The organism is Phaeobacter italicus (assembly GCF_019801785.1).
Taxonomy (GTDB): Bacteria; Pseudomonadota; Alphaproteobacteria; order Rhodobacterales; family Rhodobacteraceae; genus Phaeobacter; species Phaeobacter italicus.
Genome location: NZ_JAHVIJ010000009.1, coordinates 51,760 through 72,313 on the forward strand (window position 1 = coordinate 51,760; position 20,554 = coordinate 72,313).

20 protein-coding genes are annotated in these 20,554 nt (G+C 59.8%); 15 read left to right on the forward strand and 5 right to left on the reverse strand.

The features are described 5' to 3' along the window. The first annotated feature begins 39 nt into the window (after positions 1-39). The 5 genes from KUV39_RS17675 (at position 40) to KUV39_RS17695 (ending at position 5,571) form a co-directional block, all read left to right on the forward strand. Positions 40-711 (forward strand): hypothetical protein, encoded by a 672-nt coding sequence (locus KUV39_RS17675; protein WP_008558898.1) that lies wholly within the window; start codon positions 40-42, stop codon positions 709-711. 86 nt (positions 712-797) lie between these two features. After that, positions 798-2,120 (forward strand): PQQ-like beta-propeller repeat protein, encoded by a 1,323-nt coding sequence (locus KUV39_RS17680; RefSeq protein ID WP_222460507.1) that lies wholly within the window; start codon positions 798-800, stop codon positions 2,118-2,120. A 99-nt stretch (positions 2,121-2,219) separates the two neighbouring features. After that, complete coding sequence (gene der / locus KUV39_RS17685) at positions 2,220-3,686, forward strand: ribosome biogenesis GTPase Der (RefSeq protein ID WP_046212189.1); 1,467 nt, start codon at positions 2,220-2,222, stop codon at positions 3,684-3,686. Between the two features lie 277 nt (positions 3,687-3,963). Then, positions 3,964-4,965, forward strand: a complete 1,002-nt coding sequence (locus KUV39_RS17690) for a fatty acid desaturase (protein ID WP_046212175.1) — start codon at positions 3,964-3,966, stop codon at positions 4,963-4,965. A gap of 21 nt (positions 4,966-4,986) precedes the next feature. Then, positions 4,987-5,571 (forward strand): helix-hairpin-helix domain-containing protein, encoded by a 585-nt coding sequence (locus KUV39_RS17695; protein ID WP_222460508.1) that lies wholly within the window; start codon positions 4,987-4,989, stop codon positions 5,569-5,571. Positions 5,572-5,646: 75 nt separating this feature from the next. Here the strand turns inward: KUV39_RS17695 and serS are convergent, their stop codons facing one another. Then, entirely contained in the window at positions 5,647-6,939 is a 1,293-nt protein-coding gene (gene serS, locus KUV39_RS17700; protein ID WP_008562614.1) for a serine--tRNA ligase, read from the reverse strand. A 150-nt stretch (positions 6,940-7,089) separates the two neighbouring features. After that, a complete protein-coding gene (locus tag KUV39_RS18765) occupies positions 7,090-8,556 on the reverse strand; it encodes a pentapeptide repeat-containing protein (protein WP_222460509.1) in 1,467 nt (488 codons plus the stop codon). A gap of 176 nt (positions 8,557-8,732) precedes the next feature. On the opposite strand from KUV39_RS18765, the gene yajC reads away from it, so the two are divergent. The 9 genes from yajC (at position 8,733) to KUV39_RS17750 (ending at position 15,091) form a co-directional block, all read left to right on the forward strand. Then, positions 8,733-9,017, forward strand: coding sequence for a preprotein translocase subunit YajC (gene yajC / locus KUV39_RS17710; RefSeq protein WP_008561892.1), 285 nt, complete (start codon positions 8,733-8,735; stop codon positions 9,015-9,017). 34 nt (positions 9,018-9,051) lie between these two features. Beyond that, positions 9,052-10,713, forward strand: a complete 1,662-nt coding sequence (gene secD, locus KUV39_RS17715) for a protein translocase subunit SecD (RefSeq protein WP_008562108.1) — start codon at positions 9,052-9,054, stop codon at positions 10,711-10,713. Between the two features lies 1 nt (position 10,714). After that, on the forward strand, positions 10,715-11,683 hold the full coding sequence (secF, locus tag KUV39_RS17720) for a protein translocase subunit SecF (RefSeq protein WP_008559401.1): 969 nt from the start codon (positions 10,715-10,717) through the stop codon (positions 11,681-11,683). A 193-nt stretch (positions 11,684-11,876) separates the two neighbouring features. Next, entirely contained in the window at positions 11,877-12,230 is a 354-nt protein-coding gene (locus KUV39_RS17725; protein ID WP_008559851.1) for an Mth938-like domain-containing protein, read from the forward strand. 117 nt (positions 12,231-12,347) lie between these two features. Continuing rightward, entirely contained in the window at positions 12,348-12,956 is a 609-nt protein-coding gene (gene ccmA, locus KUV39_RS17730; protein WP_222460510.1) for a heme ABC exporter ATP-binding protein CcmA, read from the forward strand. After that, entirely contained in the window at positions 12,953-13,609 is a 657-nt protein-coding gene (gene ccmB / locus KUV39_RS17735; RefSeq protein WP_008559498.1) for a heme exporter protein CcmB, read from the forward strand. The genes ccmA and ccmB overlap by 4 nt, the downstream gene beginning before the upstream one ends. A 45-nt stretch (positions 13,610-13,654) precedes the next feature. Then, positions 13,655-14,386, forward strand: coding sequence for a heme ABC transporter permease (locus tag KUV39_RS17740; protein ID WP_008562316.1), 732 nt, complete (start codon positions 13,655-13,657; stop codon positions 14,384-14,386). Continuing rightward, on the forward strand, positions 14,383-14,541 hold the full coding sequence (gene ccmD / locus KUV39_RS17745; protein ID WP_419555548.1) for a heme exporter protein CcmD: 159 nt from the start codon (positions 14,383-14,385) through the stop codon (positions 14,539-14,541). The genes KUV39_RS17740 and ccmD overlap by 4 nt, the downstream gene beginning before the upstream one ends. Beyond that, a complete protein-coding gene (locus tag KUV39_RS17750; protein WP_222460512.1) occupies positions 14,534-15,091 on the forward strand; it encodes a DsbE family thiol:disulfide interchange protein in 558 nt (185 codons plus the stop codon). The genes ccmD and KUV39_RS17750 overlap by 8 nt, the downstream gene beginning before the upstream one ends. A 72-nt stretch (positions 15,092-15,163) precedes the next feature. Here the strand turns inward: KUV39_RS17750 and KUV39_RS18755 are convergent, their stop codons facing one another. Together KUV39_RS18755 and acnA are read right to left on the reverse strand one after the other, a co-directional pair. Then, the gene (locus KUV39_RS18755) at positions 15,164-15,451 is read right to left on the reverse strand and encodes a putative quinol monooxygenase (protein ID WP_222460513.1); all 288 of its coding nucleotides are present in this window, start codon (positions 15,449-15,451) and stop codon (positions 15,164-15,166) included. 273 nt (positions 15,452-15,724) lie between these two features. Next, positions 15,725-18,472: an aconitate hydratase AcnA gene (acnA, locus tag KUV39_RS17760; RefSeq protein ID WP_222460514.1), complete on the reverse strand. Its 2,748-nt coding sequence runs from the start codon at positions 18,470-18,472 to the stop codon at positions 15,725-15,727. 255 nt (positions 18,473-18,727) lie between these two features. Here acnA and KUV39_RS17765 point away from each other — a divergent pair, with 255 nt between their 5' ends. Continuing rightward, positions 18,728-19,459, forward strand: a complete 732-nt coding sequence (locus tag KUV39_RS17765; protein WP_222460515.1) for a DUF1223 domain-containing protein — start codon at positions 18,728-18,730, stop codon at positions 19,457-19,459. Between the two features lie 7 nt (positions 19,460-19,466). Here the strand turns inward: KUV39_RS17765 and KUV39_RS17770 are convergent, their stop codons facing one another. Next, on the reverse strand, positions 19,467-20,393 hold the full coding sequence (locus tag KUV39_RS17770; protein ID WP_222460516.1) for a lysophospholipid acyltransferase family protein: 927 nt from the start codon (positions 20,391-20,393) through the stop codon (positions 19,467-19,469). Between the last annotated feature and the right edge of the window lie 161 nt (positions 20,394-20,554).

Below are 20,554 nucleotides of genomic sequence, written 5' to 3' on the forward strand. Positions count from 1 at the left end.
GCCGGGAACTGGCAGGCGGGGCAGGTCAGGGACAATTTCATGAGCGATACCGACAGCTTTATTGATGAGGTGACAGAAGAAGTCCGCCGCGATCGCCTGTTTCTGATGCTGAAGCGCTATGGCTGGATCGGTGGCGTTGCGGTTGCCCTGATCGTTGGTGGCGCTGCCTATCGTGAATATGACCGGGCGCAGACGCAGGCGGCGGCCGAGCAGCTGGGCGATCAGATGATTGCCGCGCTGGACAGCGATGACAGCGCAGCGCGAGCCGAAGCCCTGTCGCAGATCACTGCGGGTTCGGCGGGTGGTGATACCGTGCTGAAGCTCTTGCAGGCGGGCGCCCTTGCAGATGCAGGAGAGCGTGACGCCGCGATTGCAGCGCTCAACGCGATCGGTGGCAATGGTGACGTGCCGCTGATCTACCGCCACATCGCGACGTTCAAGGCCCTTGGCCTGCAACAGGACAGCCTGCCTGCCGCCGACCGGCGCATTCAGTTCGAGGCGCTGGCCCAGCCGGGCGCGCCGCTGGATCTGCTGGCGCGCGAGCAGCTGGCGCTGATTGATATCGAAGAGGGCAAGACCGAAGAGGCGATTTCCAAGCTGCGTGACATTATCAATGCGGCAACAGTCACCTCGGACTTGCAAGACCGCGCCTCTCAAGTGATTGTGGCCCTTGGGGGGTCGCTTCAGCCTGAGACCGGGTCTGACGGATAATCCAGTAATCCAGCCGTTCCGCGTATTGGGGCGCGGGGCGAAGCGTATCAAAAGTACAGTAAAAGTGCATTAAACGGGGCAGGGCAATGACGGCAGTAAAGAGCTTTTGGCGTGCAGGGGGCATTCTGGGGGGCACCGCGCTGGCGTTGGTTCTGAGCGGCTGCACCGAACCCGAAGAAATCCTGCGCGGCGAGCGCGAGGACATCCGCCCCGACAGCACGATCACGATTGTTGACCAAAGCCGCGCCATTGCGCTGCCTGCTGCACGCACCAATGCCGATTGGGCACAGGGCGGCGGTCTTGAAGGCCTGCGCCCGACGCATCCGGCCCTGGCCGCAGCGCCCAGCGAAATCTGGTCCACCTCCATTGGCGAGGGGGACAGCCGCCGCCAGCGTATCACCGCAACGCCGGTGATCGGCGATGGTCTGATCTACACGCTCGACAGCGCGGCCCAGGTTTCAGCGGTATCCCCGTCGGGGGCCGTTGTGTGGCAAAGCGACCTGATCCCGGCGTCTGACAGCGCAGGCCAGGCAACCGGTGGCGGGCTCGCCTATGACGGCGGTGTTGTCTACGTCTCCTCCGGTTTTGGCGTGGTGACCGCGCTTGATGCCAAGTCCGGCGCAACCCTTTGGCGTCAGGAGCTGGACGCAACCGGATCTGGCCAGCCGACCGTGCGCGACGGGCTTGTCTATCTGGTGGCGGGTGATGACACCGGCTGGGCCATCAATGCAAAAGACGGCCGCATCGCGTGGCAGGTCGAGGGCACCCCGAGCCCATCCAATGTGCTGGGAGCGCCTGCGCCAGCGGTCACATCAAAATTTGCGATCTTTGCCTTTGGGTCAGGGGATGTCGCGGCAGCCTTCCGCAAGGGCGGTCTGCGCCGTTGGAATGCCTCGGTTGCCGGGCAGCGGATTGGCCGCTCCATCGCGCGGATCGGGGATGTGACGGGGGCACCGGTCGTGTCTGGTGGTCGCCTTTACATTGGCAACCAGTCGGGTCGGACCGCGGCTTTTGACGCAGAAACCGGAGAGCGGATCTGGACCGCGCCCCACGGTGCGACCGATCCGGTCTGGCCGATCGCGGGCAACTTGTTCCTGCTGAGCGACCTGAACCAGTTGGTGCGCCTTGACGCCGACAGCGGCGCGGCAGTCTGGGCGATTGATCTGCCTGGCTACCTCAAGGACAAGCCCCGCAAGCGTGGAGCCATTGTCGCCCACCACGGCCCGGTCGTTGCTGGGGGGCAGGTTGTTGTGGCCTCCAACGATGGGTTGATCCGTTTCTTTAGCCCCGAAAGCGGTGCCCTTTTGCGCACCGTGTCGATCCCCGGTGGTGCGACAACCGCACCGGTGGTGGCAGGTGGGACGCTTTATGTGGTGTCCACCAAGGGGCAATTGCACGCTTTCCGCTGACAGGTCACTGCAGGCGGAGAGCCAAAACTGACGATGCGGTCTGGAAGGACGCGCGCAGATGCGCTATGGGGCGCGTCTGAATCGCAGAAAGTTGGTCTGATGTCTTTTACCCTCGCTATCGTGGGGCGCCCGAATGTGGGCAAATCCACACTGTTCAATCGTCTCGTCGGCAAGCGGCTGGCGCTGGTCGATGACCAGCCCGGGGTCACGCGCGATCTGCGCGAGGGCGAAGCGCGGCTTGGCGATCTGCGCTTTACCGTTGTGGATACCGCCGGTCTGGAAGAGGCCACCGACAACTCGCTTGAGGGGCGGATGCGTCGCCTGACCGAGCGCGCGGTGGATATGGCTGATGTCTGCCTGTTCATGATCGACGCCCGCGTCGGGGTCACGCCTACGGATGAGGTCTTTGCCGATATCCTGCGCAAGAAATCCGCGCATGTCATTCTGGCGGCCAACAAATCCGAAGGTTCGGCAGCTGATGCCGGCGTGCTGGAGGCCTATGGCCTTGGCCTTGGTGAGCCGATCCGCCTGTCGGGGGAACACGGCGAGGGCATGAACGACCTCTATGTGCAGCTGATGCCGCTGGCGGACAAATTCGACAAGATCGCAGAAGCCACCAGCCCGGAAACGGATGTGACTGTCGATGAGGAAATCGACGAGGATGACGATCTTTCGGTGCCCATGCCGACCGCCAACAAGCCGCTTCAGGTGGCTGTTGTGGGCCGCCCCAACGCAGGCAAGTCCACCCTCATCAACAAGATCCTTGGCGAAGACCGACTGCTGACCGGGCCCGAAGCGGGGATCACCCGTGACGCCATCTCGCTGCAGATTGACTGGCAGGGCGTGCCGATGCGGGTTTTCGACACCGCAGGCATGCGCAAAAAGGCCAAGGTGCAGGAGAAGCTGGAAAAGCTCTCTGTGTCTGATGGTCTGCGCGCGGTCAAATTCGCAGAGGTCGTTGTGGTGCTGCTGGATGCCAGCATCCCCTTCGAGCAACAGGATCTGCGGATCGCTGACCTTGCAGAGCGTGAAGGCCGGGCGGTCGTCGTGGCGGTGAACAAATGGGACGCCGAGGAAAACAAGCAGGAAAAACTGCGTGACCTCAAGGAGGCCTTTGGCCGGCTGCTGCCACAGCTGCGCGGTGCGCCGCTGGTGACGGTTTCTGCCAAGACCGGCAAGGGGCTTGATCGTCTGCACGCAGCTATCATGCGCGCCTATGAAATCTGGAACCGCCGGGTGCCGACTGCGGCGCTGAACCGCTGGTTGATTGGCATGCTGGAACAGCACCCGCCGCCCGCCCCGCAGGGCAAGCGGATCAAGCTGCGCTACATGACGCAGGCCAAAACCCGCCCGCCGGCCTTTGTGGTGATGTGTTCGCACCCCGACAAGCTGCCAGACAGCTACACGCGCTATCTGGTGAACGGGCTGCGGCAAGATTTTGACATGCCGGGCACGCCCATCCGTCTTTACATGCGCGGGCAGGGGGACAAGAACCCCTACAAGGGCAAACGCGAGAAAAACGCAGGCGCCTTGGCCAAACACCTCAAGAACAACCGCCGCAGCTAAGCCCGATTGGGCAAATGCCAAAGCTGAAATACAGGGGCCGCGTCCGAACATGGGCGCGGTCTTTTTCTGTCTGATTGGCGGAATTTGACCCTTGCCACCTTGCTTTGTTACGCTTTGAGCCAAGTTATTTCAGATGGGGCAAAGCGTTCTTGGCCTGAGGGCTGGATTTAGGCGCGAATTTTCATCACCGGGTATTGCTTCACCGGATTGCCCCAAGGTTTCTATCGCCTGCGCAAGCAGTCATGGCGACGTTACATGGTAGATCTAGGGGTGTGGTATGGATCTGAGGGCACATACTCGCGCGTTTTGCGACAAGGACAACCGGCTGGCTGCGCTCAGTTATTTCGGGACATTTGCCGTCTATTTCGCGGCGCTCTATCTGGCCATCGCCTATGTGGATCGCTGGTATGTGATGGTCCCTGCGGGTGTGGTTTTCGCCTTTGCAGCGGTGCGCCTTTATGTGTTGCAGCATGACACTGGCCATCACTCTCTGTTTGAGACCCGCGACCAGAACGAACTGGCAGGCCATGTTCTGTCGCCCTTCACCTTTGCCCCGTTTGAGGTGATGAAGCAGAACCACAATGAACATCACGCCTATGTCGGCAATCTCGATCACCGCGACAGCGGCGAGATCCACACCATGACGCTGCGCGAATGGCAGGCGGCGGGCTGGGGGCGGCGGTTGATGTACCGGCTGTATCGCAACCCGTTCATTCTGGTCCCGCTTGGTGCGGCATTTACCTATTTCATCCGCTACCGGTGGCCGAAAAACACGCTGCGATTTGGGGTGTTGGGGGTACTGTTGCACAACGTGGTGATCGTGCTGCTGCTGGCGCTGCTTTACGCTGTGGCGGGGCTTACTGGGGTCCTGGTCTGGTTGGGGTTTTCCTTTCTTGGGGGGATGATCGGGGTGTTTCTGGTCTATCTTCAGCACAATTTCGAAGACACCTATTGGGATCGGCGGCCGGACCTGAACCCGCAGATTGCGGCATTGCAGGGGTCGTCCTGTCTTGATTTTGGCTGGTTTTTTGACTTTGCCGTTGCCAATATCACCCTGCACGACATTCATCACTACAACGCCCGCATTCCCAGTTACCGGTTGCGGCGCTGCCATCATAGTCTGCCGCCTGACATGGCGCCGCGCCGGATCGGATTTCTTGAGGCGATCCGCGCCCTTGGCCTGAAGCTGTGGGACGAGGAACAGGAGCGTCTGGTGCCGTTTCCGGCGCGCGCAGAGAAGAAAATGGCACCGCTGCCAGAGCGTGGGCAAAAGGCATAACCGAACACGTAAGGAGCATTCATGACCCCCATTGCCAAATTGAACGGCGTCGGGCCTTCGCTGGCTGAGGTGTTGCAGGCCAACGGTTTGCCGTCGGTCGAGGCGGTGGCCGCCGCAAAGCCCGATACGCTGATGCAGATCCCGCGGATCGGCCGGCTGCGCGCGACCAAGCTGATCGCAGAGGCGCGCAAGGTTGCAGGCACGCCAAAAACCAACAAGGTGACGGCGCAAGGCTCAGACGACACCCCGGTTGCCGCCAACGGCAGCGAGGCGCGTGCCACCAAGGAGCAGCTCAGCTCGGCCCTTGCAGCGGCAGAGGCGGCACGTGTCGCAGCCGAAGCAAAGGCCGCAAAAGCCAAGGCCAAGGCCAAGAAGGCCGCGAAACAGGCCGAAACCCTCGCTGCGGAATTTGCAGCCGCCAAAGAGAAGGCCAAGGCCAAGGCCAAGAAAGTGAAAGCCAAGGCCAAGGCCGCGATCGAAAAGGAAAAGGCCAAAGCCAAGGCCATTCTGGACGCCAAGGCGAGCGAGCCTGCCAAGAAAAAGTCAGGCAGCAAGAAGGCCGCCAAACCGGCAGGTGGCAAGGCCAGGAAAAAGGCCAAGAAATAAGTGGATGAATGAAAAAAACCGGCCCCTGATACAGATGGCCGGTTTCATCTTCTTACAGGCGCTTGCGGTGTGGTCTTAAACCAGTTTGCCGTCCGCGCTCAGGGTCAGTTTGCCACCGAGATAAGGCGCCAGCGCCTCTGGCAGTTTGACAGAACCGTCTTCCTGCTGGCCGTTTTCCAGCACCGCAATCAGGCAGCGGCCGACCGCAAGGCCGGAGCCGTTCAGCGTGTGCACGAACTCGGGCTTGCCGCCCTCTGCGGGTTTGAAACGCGCATTCATGCGGCGTGCCTGAAAATCACCGGTGGTGGAAACCGAGGAAATCTCACGGTAGGTGTTCTGACCCGGCACCCATGCCTCGATGTCAAAGGTGCGGCGCGCACCAAAGCCCATGTCGCCGGTGCACAGGATCACGGTGCGATAGGGAATGCCCAGTTTCTCCAAAAGCCCCTCGGCGCAGCGCAGCATCCGCTTTTGTTCGTCGTCGGACTGGCTGGGGTGCACGATAGAGACCATCTCTACCTTTTCGAACTGGTGCTGGCGCAGCATGCCGGACGTGTCCTTGCCCGCGCTGCCCGCTTCGGAGCGGAAGCAGAGCGTATGGGCTGTCATGCGGATCGGCAGGGCCGCCTCGTCCAGCGTGTCGCCCGCGACGGAATAGGTCAGCGGCACCTCGGATGTCGGCACCAGCCACCAGCCATTGGTGGTCTGATAGCTGTCATCGCCGAATTTCGGCAGCTTGTCGGTGCCATACATCGCCTCGTCCCGCACCAGAACGGGAGAGTTCACCTCCATCAGGTCGTTCTCGTCGACGTGGGTGTCGATCATGAACTGGGCCAGCGCGCGGTGGATGCGCGCCACTGCGCCCTTGAGCACGACAAAACGCGAGCCAGAGATCTTGGCCGCAGTTTCAAAGTCCATCGCCGCTGCAACGCCCGCGATCTCAAAGTGTTCCTTGGGCGCAAAGGTGAATTCGGGCAGGGTGCCCCATTTGTTCACCTCGACATTGTCGTCCTCATCGGCGCCTTCGGGCACGTCTTCGGCCGGGTTGTTGGGGATGCGCGCCAGCATGTCGGTCAGCTTAGCGTCCAGCTCCTTGGCCTCGGTCTGCATTGCGGCAACTTCGGCTTTTTTCTCGGCCACGGCTGCGCGCAGGCGTTCGAACTCTTCGTTGTCGCCCTTGGCCTTGGCTGCGCCGATGGCTTTGGCCGCCTTGTTCTGCTCGGCCTGTGCCTCTTCGGCGGCCTGGATCTTGGCGCGCCGCGCTTCGTCCAGCGCGAGCACGTCAGACGACAAAGCAGACTCTCCACGGCGGGCCAGGGCGGCGTCAAACGCAGCCGGGTTTTCGCGGATTGCACGGATGTCATGCATGGGTCTGCTCCTATCAAGCGGTTTTGAATCAGTGCCGCCAGCATATGCCGGAAGGGTGAAGAAAGGGGAAGGGGGCGCAGACGTTTGCCGCAAGGGTGTTGTGGGATGGCACGTTATGGGGCGGGGGGAGTGAACGTATGGCGCATTCGTTTATCTCCGTCGCCCGTGGAAAGGAAAATCGCAAAGGTCGAGTTGGATCATCAGAGCGTTGTAGTGATCAACGTGCGCCCCATCGACCCGCGGAAAGCATGACCACTGTATTAGTCCTTTTTCGGAAAGTAGACGCTGAATCGATGCTGTGTCCTCACTCGCCTCCGAATGATGCAAATCATCAAGCTTGTACTGCAGGTCTTTGTCCCAGCCGAACCGGTCAGCCAGTAAAGTATCTGATGTTCCGAATGTCTGGGACAGATTTTCAACACCCCCGAAACTCCGCACTCCAGAGATGTTTGCACCAGCGAAGTTCGCGCCTGTGACTGTCGCCCAAAGAAAGCTGTTTAATATGGTGTGACCGCTGGGTTTGGAAATCTGAACGCCACAGAACAGACTTCCGGTGAAATCACCGTTCTCAAATGCTGCAAATGTGATCACGCTCTCATTGAATTCTGTCCCATGAAATAGTCCGCCACGAAACCTAGCGAACTCAATTAAGCAACCGTGAAACATGGCCCCAGAGTAATCCCCTTCAGAAAAATCAGCGCCAGATAGATCGCAAACTCTAAGGTCGAGTCGGTGCCTTCTGGCTACCTCGATTGCCTTACCGTTCGCTGTCCGGCGCCCGATGACCTTCAGGGCGGTGAGGATATCATTTCGCATGGTCGGTTGCTTATCGAATTCAGCAGTGGGTTGCTTTCCCGACCTTGGCGCGTTCAGCCGGACATAGGCACAGAGAATTTCCATGACCTGAACGTGAAAGTCCGGGTTTTCACGCGCGATGCGTTCAAGAGCAAAGATTGAGCCAATCCTCACTTCCAAATTTGGAGCCTGCTGTTGAATTGGCTCCCATCCACCTGTTTCCGCCTCAATCAGGTCATGACTTTCGGGATCGAACACCGGGTCATCCTTGAATTCAAAACCCCACCTTGACTTATCACCGCGGCGATCTCCTTTGAAACGATAGGAAAGATCTCGGCCAAGTCGATAGATCGTCTTCTCCGCGCCCAAACCCTCAACAGCCTTGTTAATCCGATCAGTGATCAGCCCCTGTTCGGTTGCGCGGGTGTTGCGTTCGTTCATCCAGACGCGGAGGGAGGAAAAGAACACGGTTGCGGAGCCTGCAAGCACGGCAATCAGGGTGGCAATTGCATAGGCGAGGTTGCGCAGGTTTTCGGGCTGCCTGTCCGTCTCTGGCGTGTTGATCTCAACCGTCAGGCGATCCACGAGCAAGGGGACGTTCAGAGCGATTTCCACGAGATAAAAACAAAGCGCACCAACAAAGAGACCTCCGACGGCGAGGAGGATTGCGCCGACGTAGTGCTCTCGCAGCCACGTGGCCGGATTTGCGATCTTTTCCGTAGACAGACTGGTGAGCGACAGCAGCAGGTAAACGCCGCCGCAGAGCGCGATGAAGGTGAAAAACAACGGGTGGCTGACGATCGCCAAATATGTATCGAGCACGAAAATGGCCTAGCTAAAAAATATACCCGCACCCTCTCATCGGCCCCTTATCGGGTCAACTGCGTTTGCGGTATCGGTTCTGGCCGCCTTAGCCTTGCAAGTGGTGGGCGCAGCGCATAGGTTCAGCGGCAAAAATCCGGGCGTGACAAGCGCCTGTCTCACAGAAGGAATATCCCATGGAAGGTGGCGCAATCGCCCAATTTCTCCCGCTCATTCTGATCTTCGGGATCATGTACTTCCTGCTGATCCGTCCGCAGCAGAAGAAGATGAAAGAACATCAGAACATGGTGGCCGCGCTGCGTCGTGGTGATCAGGTCGTGACCCAGGGTGGCGTCATCGGCAAGGTCTCCAAGGTCAAGGACGATGGTGAGCTGGAAGTTGAGATCGCTGAAGGCGTGAAAATCCGCGTGGTCAAATCCACCATCGCACAGGTTCTGAGCAAAACCGAACCGGCAGACTGAGCGTTCCCGCTTAACCAATTGAAAAGGCAGGGCAATGCTGCAAATTGATCTCTGGAAGCGGGTCCTCATCTGGCTGGTCTGTGTGACCGGCCTTTTGCTTGCCCTGCCGAACGCGTTTTATACGCGTGTCGAGCAGGCCAATGACGCCGCCGCCGAAATTACGCTGCGGGGGGAAACTCCCGAACGGCTGGAGGTGGCGGGTCAGTGGCCGTCGTTCCTGCCGTCCAATCTCGTCAATCTTGGTCTGGACTTGCGCGGTGGTGCGCATCTTCTTGCCGAGGTGAAGGTCGAGGATGTTTATGCCGCGCGCATGGATGCGCTGTGGCCTGAGGTCCGGGATGCGCTGCGCCCGGAACGTGCAGAGGTCGGCACCTTCCGTCGCCAGCCCGCGCCGGAGGGGCAGATTCGTCTCAAGATCTCCAATCCCGATGGCATGACCCGTGCGCTGGAAGTGGTGCGTGGTCTCGCCAATCCGATCACCAGCCTGACCGGTGCAGGCGCCAGCGACATCACCGTGAGCGGTGCGGGTGATATCCTCACCATCGAGCTGAGCGAAGCGGAAAAGCTGGCATCTGATGATCGCACTGTGCGCCAGGCGCTGGAAATCGTGCGTCGCCGGATCGACGAGGTGGGCACGCGTGAGCCGACCATCCAACGTCAGGGCACCGATCGGATCCTGATCCAGGTGCCGGGCATCGGGTCCGCATCAGAGCTGAAGGCCATTATCGGCACCACCGCGCAGCTGACCTTTAACCCGGTTGTGGGCCGTGGCAGCGATGCCGACGCCAACCCCGGTGTCGGCAACAAGGTGATCCCGTCGCTGGACGAAAGCGGCATCTACTACACCGTCGAGGCCGCCCCGGTGGTCACCGGCGAGGAACTGGTGGATGCCCAGCCCTCGTTCGACCAGAACGGCCGCCCGGCGGTCAGCTTCCGCTTCAACACCACGGGCGCGCGCAAGTTCGGCGACTACACGGCGGAAAACATCGGCTCTCCCTTTGCGATTGTGCTGGATGAAGAGGTGGTCTCTGCCCCCGTCATCCAGGCCCATATCGCAGGTGGCTCCGGCATTATCACCGGGAATTTCACCATCGAGGAAAGCACCAATATGGCGATCCTGCTGCGCGCAGGTGCCTTGCCTGCGGGGCTGGAGTTCCTGGAAGAGCGCACCATTGGCCCGGAACTGGGGCAGGACAGCATTGATGCAGGCAAGGTCGCAACCGTTGTGGCCTTTGTCGGGGTGCTGGTCTTCATGGCGCTGAGCTATGGTCTGTTTGGTGTCTTTGCCAATATCGCGCTGATCCTGAACATCGGTCTGATCTTTGGCGCGCTGAGCCTGATTGGCGCAACGCTGACGCTGCCGGGCATCGCGGGCATCGTTCTGACGGTGGGTATGGCGGTGGACGCCAACGTGCTGATCTTTGAACGGATCCGCGAAGAGCTGAAAGCCGGTCGTGGCCCCGCACGGGCCATTGATGAAGGCTACTCCAAGGCGCTGAGCGCCATTCTTGACGCCAACATTACCACCTTCATCACGGCGGTGATCCTGTTTGCGATGGGCTCTGGCCCGGTGCGGGGCTTTGCGATCACGCTGGGTCTGGGGATCATGACGTCGGTGTTCACTGCGATCTTTGTGACGCGGGTGATTATCGTGATGTGGTTTGAACGGCGCCGTCCGAAAACGATCGAGGTTTGATATGCGGTTGAAACTCATTCCCGAAAGCACCTCGTTTGATTTCTTCAAGCGCTGGAAGCTGTGGCTCGGCATTTCGGCCGTGATGATCATCGTCGGTTTTGCCTCCTTTGCGTTGCAGGGGCTGAACTACGGGATCGACTTCCGTGGCGGCACGACCATCCGCACCGAAAGCACGACCGCAATCGACGTCGGTGCATACCGTGACGCGCTGCAGCCGCTTGAGCTGGGTGATGTCTCTATCAGCGAGGTGTTCGATCCGACCTTTGAGGAGGATCAGCACGTCGCCATGGTGCGCATTCAGGCGCAAGATGACGGCGAGGCGATCTCTGGCGAGCAGATCGAAGAGATCAACAGGGCGCTTGATACGGTTGCGCCGGGCATCAAATTTGTCTCGGTCGAATCCGTTGGCCCCAAGGTTTCAGGCGAGCTGGTGCAGACCGCGGTCATCGCTGTTGCCCTCGCGATTGGGGCGGTTCTGATCTACATCTGGCTGCGCTTTGAATGGCAGTTCGCGCTGGGGGCTGTTGCGGCGCTGGTGCATGACGTGGTGCTGACGATTGGGGTGTTCTCGGAACTTCAGATCAAATTCGACCTCGCCATCATCGCGGCGCTGCTGACGATTGTTGGCTACTCGCTGAACGATACGGTGGTCGTTTTCGACCGGGTTCGTGAAAACCTCCGCCGCTACAAGAAAAAGCCGCTGGCCGAGGTGTTGAACATTTCGATCAACGAAACCCTGAGCCGGACAATGATGACCTCTGTCACCACATTGCTGGCGCTGGTGTCGCTGTATGTTCTGGGCGGTGACGTGATCCGTGGCTTTGTCTTTGCGATGATCTGGGGCGTTATCATCGGCACCTATTCATCGATTTTCGTGGCCTCGACCATCCTGTTGTGGCTGGGCGTAAAGCGTGACTGGACCAAGCCGACCAATACCACCGGCAACCAGTTCGCCAATATCGACGCCTGATTTCCGAAGGCTCGACCAGACCGAAACCAAAGAGGCCGTGGCACTGCTGCGGCCTCTTTTCTGTTCGGGGGGCTATTTTGTCGGCCTGCTGCCCGTGGTAAGGAGCAGGCCAACGTCTGATCTGCCTTGCCAAGGGCAGCGCGCGCGACATGTCAGGGGCAGGACCAGATCCTGAGCAAACAGAGGACACACCATGCGATTGAACGAAGTCTCCTTCACCGATGCCTTGCCTGTCGATGGCTATGGGGCAGGGTTCTTTCGGGTGGGCGGTGAGGTCCATCAGGGCAATATCCTGACCGGCACCGATGGTACGCGGGCCTGGGGCGGTTATGATGATCGCGCGCCTCTCCTGGCGCTTGGCGGGGAAATTGACGTGCTTTTTATCGGCACTGGCGCCGAGGTTGCCCATATCCCGGCCGATTTGCGTCAGGCACTGGAGGGCGCGGGGATCGGTGTTGAAATCATGAACTCTCCCGCTGCCTGCCGGACCTACAATGTCCTCTTGTCCGAAGGACGCCGGATTGCGCTGGCGGCCTTGGCGGTCTGAGCCCGGTCAAGGACCATTGGGCGCACGCCGGGACAAAAGGTTGATCTGGCGCAAAGAAATCGCTGCATCAATCGGGTTTTTGGCGCAGGATAAGAGCGGCAGGCGCAAGGAACGAGCATGAAAATCGCAGGGTTGAGCATTGCGCGGGGCGGGGCCCCGGTGCTGGAAGGGGTGAGCTTTGAGCTGACACCGGGCCGGGCGCTGATCCTGCGGGGGCCAAATGGCTGCGGCAAGACCACGCTTTTGCGGACCATTGCGGGGCTGCAACCCCCTCTCGCGGGGACGATCACCGGCGCGGAGGAGGACATCGCCTATGCAGGGCATTCCGACGGGATCAAGCTGACGCTGACTGTGGGCGAAAACCTGACCTTCTGGGCCGAGATTTTTGCCGCGGGAAGCATTGAACCTGCGCTGGATGCCTTTGATCTGCGCGGCCTGCTGGATCGGCCCGCAGGTGCATTGTCCGCGGGACAGAAGCGGCGGCTTGGGCTTGCGCGCCTCCTGGTCACCGGGCGGCGCTACTGGATCCTGGACGAGCCGACCGTCAGCCTTGACCGGGCGTCCGTGCAGCAGTTCGCCGGGGTGGTAGAGCGCCATCTTGCAGATGGTGGTGCGGCCCTGATCGCAACCCATATTGATCTTGGCCTTGAGGGCGAGACACTGGATGTCAGCCAGTTCAAGGCGAAGCTGCCGGATCTGGAAGAGTTTGACGAGGCATTCCTATGAAGGCGCTGTTGCTGCGCGATCTGAAGCTGGCGTTGCGAGCCGGTGGCGGGTTCGGCCTTGGCCTTGCGTTTTTTCTGATTGTCACGGTTCTGGTGCCATTTTCCGTGGGCCCGCAGTCTGAACTGCTGGCGCGGATTGCCCCCGGTGTTCTGTGGCTTGGCGCGCTGCTGGCCTGTCTTTTGTCGCTTGACCGTCTGCTCGCATTGGATTGGGAGGACGGGACGCTTGATCTGATGGCGACCTCGCCCCTGCCGCTGGAAGCGGTGGTCACGATCAAGGCTCTGGCGCATTGGATCACCACCTCGTTGCCTCTTGTTCTGGCGGCGCCCGTCTTGGGGATTTTGCTGAACCTGCCAACCGCGGGGTTTCAGTGGCTGGTGGTTTCACTGCTGCTCGGCACCCCTGCGCTGTCGGTGATCGGCACCTTTGGTGCGGCGCTGACGGTTGGGCTCAAGCGTGGTGGACTGCTGCTGTCGCTACTGGTGCTGCCGCTTTATGTGCCGACCCTGATTTTCGGCGCCGAAGCGGCGCGGCGTGGTGCTGATGGCATGTCCGTTGAAACGCCCCTTTTGATGCTGGCCGGTATCTCGGCCGCGACCCTTGCCTTGCTGCCCTTTGCAAGCGCTGCCGTCCTGCGCGTCAATTTGCGCTAGGATGACTGAATTGAGATCTCTCCAAGCAAGAGCTAAATAGCCAACATGTCGATTTGGGAATACGCCAATCCAAAGAAGTTCCTCACCACCTCAGAACGGGTGCTGCCTGTGCTTTGGGTGTTGGCAGGGGTGTTGTGTGCCGTCGGATTGATCTGGGGGTTCTTTTTCACACCCGATGATTACCGGCAGGGGGCATCGGTCAAGATCATGTTCGTGCATGTGCCGGCCGCGTTTATTGCGATCAACGCCTGGTTCATGATGTTGGTGGCCTCGCTGATCTGGGTCATCCGTCGCCATCATGTCAGCGCATTGGCCGCCAAGGCAGCGGCACCTGTTGGAGTTGTCATGACGTTGATCGCCCTCATTACCGGGGCGCTTTGGGGGCATCAGATCTGGGGCACTTGGTGGGTGTGGGATCCGCGGCTGACCTCATTTCTGGTGCTGTTTCTGTTTTATCTTGGCTATATCGCCCTGTGGTCTGCGATTGAGGATCCGGACACCGCGGCTGATCTGACATCGATCCTTTGCCTTGTCGGGTCGGTTTTCGCTGTGCTCAGCCGCTACGCGGTGCTGTTCTGGAACCAGGGTTTGCATCAGGGGGCGTCTCTCAGCCTCGACAAGGAAGAGAACGTCGCAGATGCCTTTTCCAACCCGCTTTATGTCTGCATGGCCGGATTTGGTTTTCTGTTTCTTGTTCTGGTCCTCTACCGCACCGGAACCGAAATTCGGGCCCGCCGTATCCGGGCCCTCATGATGCGTGAAAGGATGGATGCCTGATGCCTGATCTTGGAAAATACGCGTTTGATGTTCTGGCCTCTTATGGCGCGTCGCTGCTGTTGCTGGCGGGGCTCTTGGCCCTGACGCTGGGCAGGGGTGCAAAGGTCCGTCAGGACATGCACAAGATGGAACAGCGGAGCAAATCCCGTGGCTAAGATCTCTCCCGTTATGGCGTTGCCGATCCTGGTTTTCGGCAGTTTTGTTGCACTTGCCTATACCGGCATGTTCCGCGACGACCCCGAAAGCCTGCCCTCTGCCCGAGAGGGGCAGCCTGCCCCGCCTGTGGTGATGACACCCTTTGCGGATGATCCGGGCTTTGACGATGCGACCCTGCGCGATGGCGATGTCAAACTGGTCAATTTCTGGGCCAGCTGGTGCGGACCCTGCCGGGTCGAACACCCAAGCCTGGATGCCTTGTCCAAAGAGGGGCTCGCGATCTACGGGGTGAACTACAAGGATCAGGAAGACAACGCGGTTGGGTTCCTCGAAGAACTGGGCAACCCCTATCGTGCCGTCGGGCGGGACGAGCAGGGCCGCATGGCGCTGGATTGGGGCGTCTACGGCGTGCCTGAAACCTATGTGATCGACGGAGAGGGCACGATCATTCTGCGCTTTGCCGGGCCGATCACCCAGCGCGTGATCGACAGCACCATTCGCCCGGCGCTGGACCGGGCGGCTGGCACGACTGGCGACGCAGGATCCTGATCGCGCCCCAATGCCCCCCGCTTGCAAAACGGCGCGCCTGACCCAGGTTGGGCGCGTTTTGTCGTTTCGGGCTTAGACCAGCACGGAGTAGGTGCGAAAAACCTGCTCTTCTTCGATGTAGTCGTTGATTTGCATGAAATCACCGCGCTCAGCTCGCCAGGTCAAATAGGCCTCAAGCGCCTCTGAACTGTCCCAGACCTGAAAAATCACCAGCTCCTTGCGGTCCTGGCTATCCAGAAAACGCGCAGTCAAACAGCCGGGAAAATCCTGTGTTTTGCGGATCATCTCCTTCAGCATGCTGATGATGGCCTCGCGCGTTTCTCGGATGGGTTTTATGGTAACGATGATCGCTTCTTGCACTGTGCTCTCTCGCTGGGGCTCACTGTTGGTCTTGCACCAGATCCTGCACCGGGATCTGGCTTGCCCATTTTTTGGGCATGTTTGTTTTAGCGTGCATCCCTTAACGGAATGCATCTTTTAATTGTTTTTCCAGCGACTTACATCGCTAAACATGATAATTTGGTATATCTTTTGTTAACCATTCCAGCCGTTTGGTCAAAAGAAAAAGGGCCCCTGCAGGCAGGAACCCTTTGATGGCCGCGGCGGGGGCCGCGCGTGTTTTGAACCGGCCTACTAGGCCTTGGCGAGTTTACGCAGCACGTAGTGCAGGACGCCACCGTTCTCGATGTATTCGATCTCCGGCGCGGTATCGATGCGGCACTTCAGGGTGATCGTCTTCTTGGTGCCATCGGCGTAAGTGATGTCACAGTCGACCTCTTGCTGCGGACGGACAGTTTCCAGGCCCTTGATGTCAACAACCTCATCGCCTGTCAGCTTCAGCGATTTGCGGGTGTCGCCGCCTGTGAACTCAAACGGAATGACGCCCATGCCAACGAGGTTGGAGCGGTGAATACGCTCAAAGCTCTCGGCGATCACGGCTTTCACCCCCAAGAGCGCTGTGCCCTTGGCCGCCCAGTCACGCGATGACCCGGCGCCGTATTGCTCGCCACCAAAGACCACCAGCGGCGTTCCGGCCTCCTGATAGGCCATCGAGGCGTCAAAAACCGAGGTCTGATTGCCATCAGGCCCTTTGGTATAGCCGCCCTCGACCCCGTCCAGCATTTCGTTCTTGATCCGGATATTGGCGAATGTCCCACGCATCATGATTTCGTGGTTGCCCCGGCGGGAGCCGTAGGAGTTGAACTCGCGCGGTTGCACCTGACGGTCCAGAAGATACTGACCCGCAGGCGTGGTGGTGGCAAAAGACCCGGCGGGAGAGATGTGGTCGGTTGTGACCATATCGCCCAGGATCAAAAGCGGCTTGGCCCCTTCGATCGAGGCAATGGACCCCGGTTCAGGCCCCATGTCCTGGAAATAAGGCGGGTTCTGGATATAGGTCGATGCCGATGGCCAGTCATAGGTCTCCTGATCAGGGACAGACACGCCCTGCCATTTCTCGTCACCCTTGAACACATCGGCATATTTGCTGCGGAAGGCTTCGCGGGTCACGGTCTCTTCGACCAGATCGGCGATCTCCTTCTGGCTTGGCCAGATATCGCGGAGAAACACGTCGTTGCCATTTTGGTCCTGCCCCAAGGGATCATTGACCAGATCGACATTCATGTCACCTGCCAAGGCATAAGCCACAACCAGCGGCGGCGAGGCGAGGTAGTTGGCCCGCACATCCGGGGAAATCCGCCCCTCAAAGTTGCGGTTGCCCGACAGGACGGAGGTCGCCACCAGATCACCGTCGGCAATCGCCTCCGAGAGCTCTTGCTGGATGGGGCCGGAATTGCCGATACAGGTGGTGCAGCCATACCCCACGAGGTTGAAGCCGATGGCATCCAGATGTTCCTGAAGGCCCGCCGCCTGCAGATATTCTGTCACAACCTGCGACCCCGGCGCGAGAGAGGTCTTGACCCAGGGTTTGCGGGTCAGCCCCAGTTCGTGGGCTTTCTTGGCAACCAGACCGGCACCAATCATCACGTAAGGATTTGATGTATTGGTGCAGGAGGTGATGGAGGCAATCACGACCGAGCCATCGCGCAGCTCATAGTCCTCGCCCTTGACGGGGTGGGATTTGCGCGGGTCAGCCGCCGCGACAGGGGCGGGGCCCTCATCTGCCATTGCCTCGGCTTCTGCGTCGGTTTCAATGCCGCGATACTCGCTCACGACATCGAAAAACGCGCTCGCGGCCTGATCAAGCGGCGTATAGTCCTGCGGACGTTTCGGGCCGGAAATCGCAGGTACGATTGTGCCCATGTCCAGCGAGAGCGTATCGGTGTAGATCGGCGCATACTCAGCGTCGCGCCAGAACCCGTTTTCCTTGGCATAGGTTTCGACGAGAGCAATACGATCCTTGTCGCGCCCGGTGTTGCGCAGGTAGCGCAGGGTTTCCTCGTCGATCGGGAAAAATCCGCAGGTGGCGCCATACTCAGGCGCCATGTTGGCAATGGTGGCACGGTCCGCCAGCGGCAGGCGGTCAAGCCCGTCGCCGTAGAATTCCACGAACTTGCCCACGACGCCCTTGGCGCGCAGCATCTCCACTACCTTCAAAACCAGGTCGGTGCCGGTGGTGCCTTCGACCATCTCGCCCGTCAGCTCAAAACCGATCACCTCTGGGATCAGCATGGAGATCGGCTGTCCAAGCATCGCTGCCTCGGCCTCGATCCCGCCGACGCCCCAGCCCAGAACCGCGGCGCCGTTGACCATTGTGGTGTGGCTGTCCGTGCCAACCAGCGTGTCGGGGTAGGCGACTTCTTCGCCGTTCTGGTCGGTGTCGGTCCAGACCGTCTGCGCGAGATATTCAAGGTTCACCTGGTGGCAGATACCTGTGCCCGGCGGCACCACGCGGAAGTTGTTGAACGCGGTCTGCCCCCATTTCAGGAAGGTGTATCGTTCCATGTTGCGTTCGTATTCACGGTCAACATTCATCTGGAACGCGCGCGGGTTTCCGAATTCGTCAATCATGACAGAGTGGTCAATCACCAGATCAACGGGCACAAGCGGGTTGATCTTGTTGGCATCGCCCCCCAGCGCCTTGATCCCGTCGCGCATCGCGGCGAGATCGACAACAGCAGGGACGCCGGTGAAATCCTGCATCAACACACGGGCCGGGCGATAGGCGATTTCACGGGTGCTTTTGCCGCCGTCTTCGGCCCATTTGGCAAAGGCCTTGATGTCGTCTGTTGAGACGGAAAAACCACCGTCCTCGAACCGTAACATGTTTTCCAGCACCACTTTCAACGCGGCAGGCAATTTGGAAAAGTCGCCCAAACCGGCCTCTGTGGCGGCGGCGATGGAGTAATAGGAAACCGATTTACCGCCGGATGACAGCGTGCGGCGGGTTTTGGCTGTGTCCTGACCAACTGAAATGGGCATGGGGCCTCCGTTGAAATGTCAATTAAAGGAACTCGCTACACCGTATTTGTGGCACAACGCGGCCAGTTCAATAGTTGTTCCGGTGTTTTTTGCATGCAATGGTATACCGCGCTGCGTTCTGCATGGTCCGGCGAATGACTGGGGCCTCTGCAAGCGGGGCGGCGGGCTTGCTCGCGCCGATCTCAAGAATGATTGATTGGTCATTTCACCGTAGCGGCCTTAGATCCAAAGACCTGGTAAAAAGGTTAAGGTGCAATGAAAACGCTCACGACACTACTTGCTGCTGCATGGATGGCGTTGCCGCTCGGGGCAAGCGCACAATCGGCCGGGTCTTCATCCGATCTGGTGGTGGTCGAGTTGTTCACGTCGCAGGGGTGTTCGTCTTGTCCACCTGCCGATGCGTTGCTGCATCAGCTGACCGCCAGAGACGACGTGCTGCCGCTCGCGCTGCATGTTGATTACTGGGATTACATCGGCTGGAAGGACCAGTTCGCCAGCCCCGCCCATACGTTGCGCCAAAAGGGCTATGCCCAGATTGGTGGGCGGCAGATGGTTTATACGCCGCAGATGATCATCAATGGTCAGGATGATGTGGTGGGTGCAAACGCCATGAAGCTGGGCGAGGTGATTGCCGAACACAAGACGCGGCCAAACGCGGTTGCAATCACGGTGGACGGAACACCAAGCGGCGCGGGAGACATCTCGGTTCAGCTGCGTCGTGCAGATACTGGTCCGGTCCTGAACGGCCCGATTTCAGTGCAGCTTGTTCGCTTTACGCCAGAGCGTACGGTCGACATCACCCGTGGTGAGCTGGCCGGGCGGAGCTTGTCTTATGCCAATGTCGTCGAAACTCTGCAGCCGGTTGCGCAATGGGATGGCTCTGCGGAGCTGACCGTCAGCGTCAACCTGCCGGATGCGCTGCCTGCTGCGATCCTGGTGCAGCGGGCGCCTTTTGGCGAGATCCTGGGGGCCGCCCGCCTGAATTGACGGGGGCTTAGTCCTCGGCGGTGCTGCCGGTCGGATTTGGGTCCGGGTTGTATGGCTTCCAGCGTCGGTGCACCCAGAACCACTGTCCCATATGTTGGCGTACCAGATCTTCCAGCTGTTTACTGACGGTTGTTGTCATGGTGATCGGGTCGGTCGGCGGGATTTCATCCTGAATGATGATTTCGAAGTCGAGCCCGTTTGGTTGACGAATGGCGTAAACAGGGATCATCGCCGCCTTGTATTTCAGCGCCAGTTCAGCCGGCACAAGCGAGGTGACGGCAGGTTCGCCAAAGAAATCGATGTTCTTGCCGCCATGTGCGTGAAGATCGGCGACAATTGCAATAATTCCACCTTTCTTGAGGTGGCGCACCATCTCCATCATCCCGCGCTTGCCCTGTTCGAACATTGGCTTGCCGGTTTTTTCGATGGCGCGAACGTAGTGCTCATTGAAAAAGGGGTTGGCCATCCGTCGATAAAGCGCCCCCATTTCAAAGCCTCGGTGAATGAGGTTAGCGCGCGCAGCGTCGTAGTTGCCGAAATGACCCGTCACGAGAATGACGGGCCGGCCCTCTGCGCGGGCCTGTTCCAGCGCCGCGAGGCCTGGCCCCGTCACCGGAGCCTGCCAGGCGCGTTCCAGAAATGGAGCCCCCGCATAAAGCTCGGCCACAACGCGGCCAATGTTGTCGCTGACTTCATGGCACAGACGGGTGACGTCCTGCTGCGGGAGATCCGGACAGACCAGCGCGAGATTGTTGCGAATGCGTTTGTGAAACCCAACCAGCGGCGCCGCCTTGCGCAGAACCCAGCCCATCGCGGGGATGCGCCAACGGTAGGGCACCAGCCCCAACCCGCCAATGATGCCCCTCAAAACAAGGTTAGAGGCAAAATACCCGGCGCGACTGCCAAGGGACAGTGTGGATGGATCAACTGGCATGTGCGAAGGGCCTGACTGGTGTCAACAAAAGGATCAGACCCTTAGCATATCCTCCCGGTCAACGGGGTACAAGGCAGGCGGGCGTGACGGCGCCGACCTTACCCTTGCCCGTTGGTAGGTATCCGGATTGGCAGGTGCTTTATCGAAATATAGCAGTCGGT